This is a genomic window from Streptococcus sp. NPS 308 (assembly GCF_002355895.1).
GTDB lineage: Bacteria > Bacillota > Bacilli > Lactobacillales > Streptococcaceae > Streptococcus.
The window spans coordinates 618,914-630,365 of the sequence record NZ_AP017652.1 but is presented as its reverse complement, the minus strand read 5'-3'; the positions used below and the strand labels follow the sequence as shown (position 1 = coordinate 630,365).

The window sequence follows — 11,452 nt, the reverse complement described above, 5'->3', positions numbered from 1 at the left end:
TATTTTTGATTGTTTTTTCTAAAATTTGTAGAAGATTCAAAAAATGTGAATGTAGATTTAGAACAAAAAAACAAACATTTCTTGTCACTCAGTAAAATATCATAAAAAAGTTCCTTACAAAAGGAACTCCTTTTACTTATAGTTAAAGATTCCCCCTGCCAACTTATCAGCTAGCTTGGGAAAGAGGGTATAAAACTTATGGGCTAGGTTCAACAAAACTGGGAGATTGAGTTCCCGTTTGTTTTTTCCTATGGTTTTGACAATCTTTCTAGCCACTGCATCTGGTTCTAAGAGAAAGCGGTCAACCGACTTGAGGTAGGTCCCATCTGGGTCTGCCTGGTCAAAAAAGGCAGTACGAATCGGTCCTGTATTGACTGTTGTCACATAGACTCCATCAGGCATGAGTTCGAGGCGTAGAGCATTGGAAAAACCAATAGCCGCAAACTTGGTCGCTGAGTAGAGGCTAGACTTAGCTGTTGCAATCAATCCTGCCATGCTGACGATATTGATGATATGGCCTTTTCGACTTTCCTTCATGCGCTCCGCAAGGCGACGAGACAGATTCATCAGGGCAAAGGTATTGACCTCGAACATCTGGTGAATGTCTTGATTAGAAATCTTGTCAAATTCTTCAAATATTCCATAACCAGCATTGTTAATCAAGACATCAATCTTACCATAGCGGAGATAGAGGTCAGTTACCAGATCCTCTAGGATCGAGTCATCGGTAATGTCGATTTCAATCAATTCCACATGGGCATGATTTCCATAGAGTTGTCCTAGTTTTTCCTTATTTCTACCTAGTAAGATGAGTTGGTCATCTGGCAAAAGTTTGACCATTTCTTGGGCTAAGCCACCGCTAGCACCTGTAATGAGAATTGTTCGCATACTTATCCTTTTTCAATCTTTTAGATTTCCACTTCTTCCAAGTCTTTAACCACATGGACATTTTCAAAAATCGTTGCAGCATCTTTCTTAAGCTGGCTGATATCTTTTGAAAGGAAACGGGCACTGATATGGTTGAGCAAGAGGCGTTTGGCTCCAGCTTCTGCAGCAACCTGAGCAGCCTGCATGTTAGTAGAATGACCATGATTACGAGCGATTTTTTCATCGCCCTTGCCATAAGTGGACTCATGGACAAGGACATCAGCGTTGACAGCTAGACGGACACTGGCATTGGTTTTTCGGGTGTCACCAAGAATGGTAATAATCTTTCCCGGACGAGGAGCTGAAATATAGTCTGCTGCCTTAATTTGAGTTCCATCTTCCAGAACAACATCCTGACCGTTTTTGATTTTTCCAAAAAGCGGGCCAAATGGAACACCAGCAGCCTTAAGTTTTTCAGCATCCAAAGTTCCTTCAAGATCCTTTTGCATGACACGATAACCAACACAGAAAATAGTGTGGTCCAGTTCCTCTGCGTACACAGTGAATTTATCGGTCTCAAGGATTTTCCCTAGTGAATTTTGGTCAAACTCATGAAAATGAATGCGGTAAGGCAAACGAGAACCTGACACACGTAAACTAGTTAAGACAAAGGACTTGATCCCTTGCGGTCCATAGATGTCCAAATCTGTCTGCTCTTCATTAGCCTGAAAAGCACGACTAGAAAGAAAACCAGGCAATCCAAAGATGTGGTCTCCATGTAAATGGGTGATAAAGATTTTGCTGATTTTTCGTGGTCGAATCGTAGTTTCCAGAATGCGATTTTGCGTCCCTTCTCCACAGTCAAAGAGCCAGACTTCGTTAATCTCGTCCAAGAGTTTGAGGGCGAGGCTTGAAACGTTGCGGGCTTTGGAGGGCTGACCAGCCCCCGTTCCTAAAAATTGAATATCCATTCGATACTTTCTAATTAATCAATATATAACATAGCGGTGCGGTTTTCCGATCGGAAATAGCGCTTGCCAGAAAAAGCAGCAGCTTCTTGCAGTAAATCCTCTTGGCTGTAGCCTTTGAGACGCTTGCGACCATCAGCTAAGCTTTCCAAATCTGTTAAAGCTGTGAGATTTTCTACACTAACCACTTCCTCGTCCCCGACAGCTTTCATGTAAATCTTTCCAGACTTTTCAAAGACCAACTGATGAGGGAAAATTTGCGCAATCTCAAAGAGTAATTCATCCGTAATTGCTTCCTCAGTCTCTGAGAAAATGCGACCTAGTCCTTCTTCCTCATAGCAAAAGCCAAAAGATTTTCCTGATAGATTGAGGCGAATAAAGGGCTTGCTTTCTAGAGTGAAACTTGGTTCAGCATTATAGAGGTTCAGTTCCTGACTAAGTTCTGAATAATAATCCGTCGCAGCTTGAGGGCTCTTTTTCTGGTACAGCTCGGCAAAGTAGGCATTCACTACGCTGGGTGGAGGTGTAATGAGAGCTAGTTGCTCCTCTTCAGACCTACCAGCTAAAAGCTGGTCCAGATAGACCTTGTCTAAACTTGTATAGCCACCATACTTGAGAGCTAATGATTTGATATCAGTCATAAAATTCTTCTAATCTCCATTTATTTTTCTCAGAAATGAAGCCTGTGATGACTTCGCCGTCATCTTGGTAGTCACGATCTTCAAGAATCGCTACACTTTCCAAATCATGAATCTTGTAGGACTTAGAAAAAGGGACGCGCAGGGTAAATGCTTCAAAAATATCCTTGATTTTCTCTAAAAATAAAGCCTGCAACTGCTCACGACTATACTTCGACTTGGCAGAAATGAGGGCATAAGGTGTTTGAGTAGGCGTGAAATCCTCCACCAAATCCGCTTTATTATAAAGGGTCAAACGAGGAATATCCTCCATGTCCAAATCTTTCATGATAGACAGAACCGTTTTTTCATGCTCCTCATGATAAGGATTGCTGGCATCAATGACATGAACTAGAAGGTCTACATGCTTGCTTTCTTCCAAGGTAGACTTGAAACTTGACACCAACTCTGTCGGTAGATCTTGGATAAATCCAACGGTATCTGTCAAGGTTACCTGTAGATTGCCCCCCAGATGGATGCTTTTAGTTGTTGCATCTAGAGTTGCAAAAAGCTCATCCGCTTCATACTGGGTCTTGCTGGTCAAAATATTCATAATAGTTGACTTCCCAGCATTAGTGTAACCTATCAAACCAATCTTAAAGGTACTTGATTCCAAACGTTTTTCTCGAACTGTCGCTCGGTTTTTCTCAACCACCTTGAGTTGACGTTCGATATCTGTAATCTGGTTGCGAACACTACGTCGGTTCAGTTCCAACTGACTCTCACCTGGACCACGGGAACCAATTCCCCCTGCCTGACGACTAAGCATAATCCCTTGTCCCACCAAGCGAGGTAAGAGGTACTTAAGCTGAGCCAAATGAACTTGGAGTTTCCCTTCATGGCTACGAGCCCGCATGGCAAAGATGTCCAAAATCAACTGCATACGGTCAATGACTTTTACTCCAAGAATTTCCTCCAAATTGACATTTTGCCGTGGAGTCAAGCGATTATTGACGATGACAGTAGTAATTTCCTCAGCATCCACCATTCGCGCAATTTCTTCCAACTTACCAGAGCCAACAAAAGTCTTGGAATCATACTTTTCACGTTTTTGCCTGTAGCTATCTACAACAACTGCCCCAGCTGTCTTAGCTAGACTGGCCAATTCTTCCATGGAGAGGTCAAAATTATCCATGCCTTGTAGCTCAACACCAATCAGCAGGACCCGTTCCTCTTTTTTCTCCGTTTCAATCATTTAAAAACTCCTCAATCTGGCTTAGAATGCGGTCCTTCACGCCAGACTCTCCGATTTGATAAAAGGTCACCTGCATGCGATTACGGAACCAGGTCAGCTGGCGCTTAGCAAAACGACGCGTTGCCTGTTTAAGACTCTCGCTGGCTTCCTCGAGTGTCTGCTCCCCACGAAAATAAGGAAAAAGTTCCTTGTAGCCAATGCCTTTGGCAGCCTGCACATCTGGATAATGGTCAAAAAGCCACTTAGCCTCGGCCAAAAGCCCGGCCTCAAACATCAAATCCACTCGGTGGTTGATACGCTCATAGAGTTTACTGCGTTCATCATCCAAGCAGATAATCAACGGTTGATACAAAGTCTCTTGATTCTCCAAATCCTGAGCAAAATGGGCGATTTCCAAGGCCCGCATAGCACGACGACGGTTAAACTGGGGAATTTCAAGGCCAGCTTGCTTCACGAGATGGACTAATTCCTCATCTGAATAAGGCTCTAAACTAGCTCGATAGGCTAATATCTCCTCATGAGGTGTCTCCCCACCTAGATGGTAGCCTTCCAAGAGGCTCTGAATATAAAGCCCTGTTCCTCCAGCGATAATAGCTAGCTTGCCACGGCTTTTAATATCCTCAATAGCTTTCTTAGCTTCTGAAACAAAATCAAAAGCCGAGTAAGACTCGGTCACCTCTCTGACATCAATCAAATGATGAGGAACTGCAGCTTGCTCCTCTGGACTAGCCTTGGCCGTCCCAATATCTAGCCTCCTGTATACTTGCTGACTGTCACCGCTAACCACCTCTCCACCAAAGCGCTTGGCTACTTCAATAGCCAGGGCTGTTTTCCCAACAGCAGTCGGTCCAACAATCACAATTATTTTTGTTTTCATCTTTTTTCCTTGAAAAATTCCCATTTTTTCGTTACTATTATTATATCACAAAAAGGTCGGTCAGAAAAATGCTACCTCTTGAGGAGCCTGGCTGATCGGGAAGATAAAGGAGGAAGACTCATGGCTAAAGGATTCGCTAAAGGTCTTGTAACAGGTGTCGCAGGAACTGTCGCTGCCGTTGCAGGTGCAGTATACGCAATTAAAAAGAAAGTGATTGAGCCAGAAGAGCAAAAAGCAGCTTTCATCGAAGAAAACCGCAAAAAAGCAGCTCGCCGCCGCGTATCACATTAAGCAACAAAAGAAGTTGAGAAATCTCAACTTCTTTTTATTTTCTTAAATAGCCAAATCAAACTTCAGCTGTGGCTTGACCGGATCATAGTCAACCAACTCAAAGTCCTCGGCTTTGATATCAAAGAAATTGGTCCCATCAGGAACATTTAAAACCAAGCGTGGTTGGCAGTTTGACGGTTCACGACGGAGCAATTCCTCTGCTTGTTCAAACTGATTATCATAGATATGGAGGTTGTTGATAAAATAGAAAAACTTCCCAACCTTCCATCCAAAATGCTTGGCAATCATCATCTGAAGAGCCACATACTGCATAGCATTGATGTGGTGGGCCACCAGCATATCATTTGAACGCTGGGTCAAGGTCGCATCTAGATAGATTTCCCCATCAACACGACGGACATCAAACATGGTCTGAAAAGCGCATGGAAGAAGACCATCTGTCTCCTCAAAAGCTTGATAATCCCAGAGCGAGATGATATTGCGACGATTCCAAGGGTTGGCTTCCAACTGTTTGAGAATTTTATTGATGATGTCGTGTTTCTTAACAACTGCCCCATAGCGCTCACCGATGGTTCCTGTATCCCCCACTTCCCAGTCATTCCAGTAGTGAACATTGTACTTGTCATTTAGCACCTCTAAGCTATTAGACTGGTCTTGGTAAATCCAGAGCACTTCCTTGATGGCAGATTTGATCGCAATGGGACGCAAGGTTGTGATGGGAAATTCGCCCTTAGACAAATCATACTCGGCAAAGGCACCCGTTACGTACTTGGAGTTGGCAACAGTCCCATCCTTGTACTTGGGACGTGCCTGCTCGGAAAAGACGCCGTCTTTGAGGATTCGTTCAATATTCTCTTTAAAAATCGTATCAGCTTTTGTCATTTACTCTCACCTCATTTATAGTCTTAACTAGTATAGCATAAAAAAAGAAAGGAGGAAAATCACTCGCTTCTAGAAAGCAATTTTCTCCTTTTTTATTTTACTGCAATACAAGTGATGCTGCTCCAATAACTCCAGCGTCATTTCCTAGAGTTGCAAGAGCTAGTTTAGTTGTTGTGCGTACTTGTGGGAAAGTATTTTCGTCGTAGACTTTTTGAACACCTTGTAGAAGGAATTCTCCCGCAGCTGACACCCCACCACCGATAACGATTGTTGAAGGGTTGAGGATGGAGCCGATGTTGGCACACGCGATTCCCAAGTAACGTGAGAAGTTACGGTAAACGATCAAAGCAAGGTCGTCCCCTTCTTTAGCCAAGTCAAAAACAGTTTTGGCTGTTACTTCTTCACCGTCGTCTATCAAGCGTTTCAAGGCCGCATCGCCTTCGTATTCATCTGCATATCGACGAGTCAAGTTGACAATCCCTGTTGCAGAAGCAACTGTCTCAAGACAGCCTTTTTTACCACAGGTACATGAGATTGGTTGGTCAAAGTCAACAGTGATGTGGCCAAGCTCTCCTGCTGCACCAGCAACACCGTGGAGCAATTTGCCTTCTGCCACGATACCGCCACCAACACCTGTACCAAGTGTCATAAAGACAACGTCTGGTTGGTTTTCACCAGCCCCCATCCAGCGCTCACCAAGAGCAGCTACGTTGGCATCATTGTCAATGAAGAATGGAATCCCCAAGGCTTTTTCAATCTTTTCTTTAATTGGTTGAAGGGTTTTCCAGTTGAGGTTGTAGGCACCGATAACAGTCCCTTTTTCACGGTCAACCACACCAGGTGATCCCATTCCAATACCTCGGAAATCCGTAGCTGACAATCCAAGCAAGTCCAAACGATGTTGAATAGACTCAATCATATCATCTACAATATGGCTTCCTTCATCCAAAATATTAGTCTTGATAGACCATTTTTCTTGGATTTCTCCCTCTTGAGTTAAAATTGCAAACTTGATAGATGTTCCACCAAGGTCAATCCCAATAATCTTTTGACTCATCATATTCTCCTTTTTAATTGAAAATGCTTACAGATATAGTATAACAAAATCGTTAGATTTGTGCAAAGGTTTGCAGGCTACAAGCCAAAATTAAAACATCTCATTTGCTTCACTATTTGTAAAAATTAGTCACCTAAATGTTGAATGGCATAGTTTGCTTCTTCTTTAGTAAATTTTCTAAAATAAGGAGAAGTTAGCCTCTCATAAATTTCTGTCTTTGATAAATTGGCATTCTTTCGGTATTCTCTTGCTTGAGCTAAGGCATTCGCCTTATAGTCTGCTTGCAAATGATTGATAGCATATTGTGCAGTGTCACTATTAAAACCTTCATAAATTAACATCTCATAAATTCTTTTTTTTGACAAATGAATCCTATTATAATCTTGTGCTGTCTTTAAAGCTGCTGAGTATGGATTCCCGGCTGCTGGTTTTGGTTGTCGCACACCATCGTTTCCTACATAGTAACGACCACCATCTACCCATTTACCCCTTACCATTTTGCCTTCAGAATTAACATAGTAACGGCCACCATCTACCCATTCATTCTTGGCCAACTTTCCATCTGATTTATAATAATAGTCCCCTACCCATTTATTGCGGGCAATGCTTCCTTCTGGTGTTAAATCTAGTTTTTGAATGGCATAGTCTGCTTCTTCTTTTGTAAATTTTCTAAAATAAGGAGAAGTTAGCCTCTCATAAATTTCTGTCTTTGATAAATTGGCATTCTTTCGGTATTCTCTTGCTTGAGCTAAGGCATTCGCCTTATAGTCTGCTTGCAAATGATTGATAGCATATTGTGCAGTGTCACTATTAAAACCTTCATAAATTAACATCTCATAAATTCTTTTTTTTGACAAATGAATCCTATTATAATCTTGTGCTGTCTTTAAAGCTGCTGAGTATGGATTCCCGGCTGCTGGTTTTGGTTGTCGCACACCATCGTTTCCTACATAGTAACGGCCACCATCTACCCATTTACCCCTTACCATTTTGCCTTCAGAATTAACATAGTAACGGCCACCATCTACCCATTCATTCTTGGCCACCTTTCCATCTGATTTGAGATAATAATTTCCTACCCATTTGTTGCGAGCGTAGCTGCCTTCTGCTGTTAGATAATAATATGAACCATAGTTTTTATCATAAATCCAGTCACTTTTAACCTTTTTTCCATCAGAATCAACATAATAACGACCACCATCTACCCATTCATTTTTAGCTCTCTTTCCATCTGATTTGAGGTAGTAATTTCCTACCCAGCCAGACTGAACTTTAGATTGTGATTTATCCTGTTTAGGAGTTGTTTCTTTAGCTTTTTCAGTAGGTTTTTGTGCTGGTGTTTTTGGTTTCTCAGCTGGTTTTGGTGCTGGCGTTTTCGGTTTCTCAGCTGGTTTTGGTGCTGGCGTTTTCGGTTTCTCAGCTGGTTTTGGTGCTGGCGTTTTCGGTTTCTCAGCTGGTTTTGGTGCTGGCGTTTTCGGTTTCTCAGCTGGTTTTGGTGCTGGCTTTGGCGCTGGTTTTGGTTGCCACACACCATCGTCTCCTACATAATAACGACCACCATCTACCCATTCATTTTTGGCCATCTTACCATCTGATTTTAGATAGTAATTACCTACCCATTTGTTGCGAGCGTAGCTACCTTCTGCGGTTAGATAATAATAGGATCCATAGTTTTTGTCATAAATCCACTCAGCTTTAGCCATCTTACCATCTGATTTTAGATAGTAATTGCCTACCCATGTGTTGCGAGCGTAGTTGCCTTCTCCTGTTAAATAATAGTATGACCCATAGTTTTTGTCATAAATCCATTCATTTTTAGCTCTCTTCCCATTTGATTTGAGATAGTAATTACCTACCCATGTGTTGCGAGCGTAGCTGCCTTCTCCTGTTAGATAATAGTATGACCCATAGTTTTTATCATAAATCCATTCATTCTTGGCCATCTTGCCATCTGATTTAAGATAGTAATTGCCTTCCCAAGCATTTTGGACATAGTTTCCCGAAGCATTTAGATAGAAATAAGAATTAGCTTTTTTATCAAAAATCCACTTATTAGTAACTTTAGTACCATTTTCATAGTACGATGAGCCTACCCAACCAGACTGAGCTGTAGATTTGGACTTATCCTCTTTAGGACTTGTATTTTTAGGTTTCTCAGCAGGTTTTTGAGCTGGTGTTTTCGGTTTCTCAGCTGGTTTTGGTGCTGGTTTTGGTGCTGGTTTCGGCGCTGGTTTTGGCTCTGGTTTCGGTGCTGGTGTTTTTGGTTTCTCAGCAGGGTTTTGAGCTGGTGTTTTCGGTTTCTCAGCTTGATTTGGCGCCGAAGTTGTATTCTCTTTTACAACCTTACCATTTTTAGACGCATCCTTTTCTTGAGCAGAAACATGCTGAGCCGAAAAAGGAAAGTCTCCAGTTGTATCTGCAAATGAAATAAGTCCCAGTGTTGCAGTTGCTAAGCTGGTTACTAAAATTTTTTTTGATTTTTTCATAAAAATCTCCATTGTTTTTAATGATTTATACCTATAGTATACCATATACTTAATTTTTTTACACTCAAATAATAACTATTTATGAAAGCCCTATTTTAAAATGAAGTGCAACACAAAAGACATGTTCATCTGATATACTAGAGTTGCGAAAAACAATATAAAGGAAGATGAACATGTCCACTCATTATTCTCATACAAGCACTTATCTGAAGCTGAGCGACTAGAAATTGAATCTTATTTAAACGTAGGACTCAAATCTGCTGAGTTTTCTCGTAGACTGGGGGAAACTGCTCTACTATTACTCGTAAAATGAATCGTGGTTCCATAACACAAGTGAAATAAGTCAATGGGCAGAAGATCTATTACCTACACCGTTATGCAGATGCTACCTATAACCGTTATCATTATGCTAGAGAAGCCAGCTATTATTTGAAACTAGATCGTTTATCGGACAACTTTCTGAAAGAATTTACAGAAGTAATGGGAGAGAAACCAACGGGACATAGCATAGATGCCTTTGTTCACACCTATAAACTCCAACCCCTTTTTGAAATTGGAAAATCCATTCTGTTCTAAGTGGAAAGACAATAGGAGAACCTTCTATTTTGAACTTGGCTATAGTCCGCAAAAAAAGCTGTTTGAGTTCACTCAAACAGCTTTAAAGATACTCTCTTAATTAGAGGAACAACTTTGTTGCACTTGACTTGTCAATCAGTGTTAAAATAGTTATTCTAAATAATTAGTCGTCAAGATGTTGAATGGCATAATTAGCTTCTTCTTCTGTAAAGCCATCTATATAAGAAGTCAATTGATTGAAAAGACCAGATTTAGACATATTAAATAATTTTCTATAGTTCTTAGCATTAAACAATGCATTATACTTATAATCAGCTTTTAGATGATCAATAGCATATTGAGCTGCATCATTTGAAAATTTATCAAATTGAGAAGTTAATTGTCTATACATACGTTTTTTTGACATATGGAATAGCGAGTTATAACTCTTTGCCTTTTCTAAAGCAGCAGAATATTCACTATTGGTTGATGATTTGGTTTCCCATAATCCATTAGCTCCTACATAGTAACGACCACCATCTACCCATTCACTTTTAGCCATCTTACCGTTTGATTTAAGATAGTAATTTCCTACCCAAGTACTACGAGCGTAACTTCCCTCTGAAGTCAAGTAGTAGTACGAACCATAGTTCTTATCATAAACCCACTCACTCTTAGCCATCTTACCATTTGACTTCAAATAGTAGTTGCCTGACCAAGCATTGCGAGCATAGCTACCTTCTGCTGTTAGGTAGTAGTATGAACCATTGTTCTTATCATAAATCCACTCACCTTTAGCCATCTTACCATTTGATTTCAAATAGTAGTTGCCTGACCAAGCGTCACGAGCATAGCTACCTTCTGCTGTTAGGTAGTAGTACGAACCATAGTTCTTATCATAAACCCACTCACCTTTAGCCATCTTACCATTTGATTTGAGATAGTAATTACCTACCCATGTGTTGCGAGCGTAGCTACCTTCTGCTGTTAGATAATAGTATGACCCATAGTTTTTATCATAAATCCATTCATTCTTGGCCATTTTACCATCTGATTTAAGATAGTAATTGTCTACCCAAGCATTTTGGACATAGTTTCCCGAAGAATTTAGATAGAAATAAGAATTAGCTTTTTTATCAAAAATCCACTTATTAGTAACTTTAGCACCATTTTCATAGTACGATGAGCCTACCCAACCAGACTGAGCTGTAGATTTGGACTTATCCTCTTTAGGACTTATATTTTTAGGTTTCTCAGCAGGTTTTTGAGCTGGCGTTTTCGGTTTCTCAGCTGGTTTTGGCGCTGGTTTTGGTGCTGGCTTTGGCTCTGGTTTCGGCGCGGGTTTTGGCTCTGGTTTCGGTGCTGATTTCGGCGCTGGTGTTTTCGGTTTCTCAGCTTGATTTGGCGCCGAAGTTGTATTCTCTTTTACAACCTTACCATTTTTAGATGCGTCCTTTTCTTGAGCAGAAACATGCTGAGCCGAAAAAGGAAAGTCTCCAGTTGTATCCGCAAATGAAATAAGTCCCAGTGTTGCAGTTGCTAAGCTAGTTACTAAAATTTTTTTTGATTTTTTCATCAAAAATCTCCTTTAAATTTT

10 protein-coding genes and 1 pseudogene are annotated in these 11,452 nt (G+C 40.9%); 2 read left to right on the top strand and 9 right to left on the bottom strand.

All coding sequences use genetic code 11. The annotated features are described in order from the left end of the window. Positions 1-132: 132 nt before the first annotated feature. From SNAG_RS03370 to miaA, 5 genes are read right to left on the bottom strand one after another with little or no spacing between them, the layout of a single operon-like run. Positions 133-888 (bottom strand): SDR family NAD(P)-dependent oxidoreductase, encoded by a 756-nt coding sequence (locus tag SNAG_RS03370; RefSeq protein WP_096406542.1) that lies wholly within the window; start codon positions 886-888, stop codon positions 133-135. Between the two features lie 20 nt (positions 889-908). Continuing rightward, positions 909-1,838 carry a ribonuclease Z gene (rnz, locus tag SNAG_RS03365; RefSeq protein WP_096406540.1) on the bottom strand — a complete coding sequence of 310 codons (930 nt, stop codon included), beginning with the start codon at positions 1,836-1,838 and terminating at the stop codon, positions 909-911. A gap of 14 nt (positions 1,839-1,852) precedes the next feature. Beyond that, positions 1,853-2,476: a cystathionine beta-lyase gene (locus SNAG_RS03360; RefSeq protein WP_096406538.1), complete on the bottom strand. Its 624-nt coding sequence runs from the start codon at positions 2,474-2,476 to the stop codon at positions 1,853-1,855. After that, positions 2,469-3,707, bottom strand: a complete 1,239-nt coding sequence (gene hflX, locus SNAG_RS03355; protein ID WP_096406536.1) for a GTPase HflX — start codon at positions 3,705-3,707, stop codon at positions 2,469-2,471. The genes SNAG_RS03360 and hflX overlap by 8 nt, the downstream gene beginning before the upstream one ends. Next, the gene (gene miaA, locus SNAG_RS03350) at positions 3,700-4,584 is read right to left on the bottom strand and encodes a tRNA (adenosine(37)-N6)-dimethylallyltransferase MiaA (protein ID WP_096406533.1); all 885 of its coding nucleotides are present in this window, start codon (positions 4,582-4,584) and stop codon (positions 3,700-3,702) included. Before miaA ends, hflX begins: the two co-directional genes overlap by 8 nt. A gap of 120 nt (positions 4,585-4,704) precedes the next feature. Here miaA and SNAG_RS03345 point away from each other — a divergent pair, with 120 nt between their 5' ends. Then, on the top strand, positions 4,705-4,875 hold the full coding sequence (locus SNAG_RS03345; RefSeq protein WP_001051782.1) for a DUF3042 family protein: 171 nt from the start codon (positions 4,705-4,707) through the stop codon (positions 4,873-4,875). Positions 4,876-4,917: 42 nt separating this feature from the next. Here the strand turns inward: SNAG_RS03345 and SNAG_RS03340 are convergent, their stop codons facing one another. The 3 genes from SNAG_RS03340 to SNAG_RS03330 all read right to left on the bottom strand — a co-directional run bounded on the left by SNAG_RS03340 (position 4,918) and on the right by SNAG_RS03330 (position 9,300). Next, positions 4,918-5,757 (bottom strand): thymidylate synthase, encoded by an 840-nt coding sequence (locus tag SNAG_RS03340; RefSeq protein WP_096406530.1) that lies wholly within the window; start codon positions 5,755-5,757, stop codon positions 4,918-4,920. A gap of 97 nt (positions 5,758-5,854) precedes the next feature. After that, on the bottom strand, positions 5,855-6,814 hold the full coding sequence (locus SNAG_RS03335) for an ROK family glucokinase (RefSeq protein ID WP_096406528.1): 960 nt from the start codon (positions 6,812-6,814) through the stop codon (positions 5,855-5,857). Positions 6,815-6,939: 125 nt separating this feature from the next. Continuing rightward, complete coding sequence (locus tag SNAG_RS03330; RefSeq protein ID WP_096406525.1) at positions 6,940-9,300, bottom strand: Ltp family lipoprotein; 2,361 nt, start codon at positions 9,298-9,300, stop codon at positions 6,940-6,942. 157 nt (positions 9,301-9,457) lie between these two features. Between SNAG_RS03330 and SNAG_RS09810 the strand changes: the two are divergent. Beyond that, positions 9,458-9,840, top strand: a pseudogene (locus SNAG_RS09810) (IS30 family transposase); the annotation flags it as partial. A gap of 199 nt (positions 9,841-10,039) precedes the next feature. Here SNAG_RS09810 and SNAG_RS03320 read toward each other — a convergent pair. Next, positions 10,040-11,431: an Ltp family lipoprotein gene (locus SNAG_RS03320; protein WP_096406523.1), complete on the bottom strand. Its 1,392-nt coding sequence runs from the start codon at positions 11,429-11,431 to the stop codon at positions 10,040-10,042. Positions 11,432-11,452: the final 21 nt, after the last annotated feature.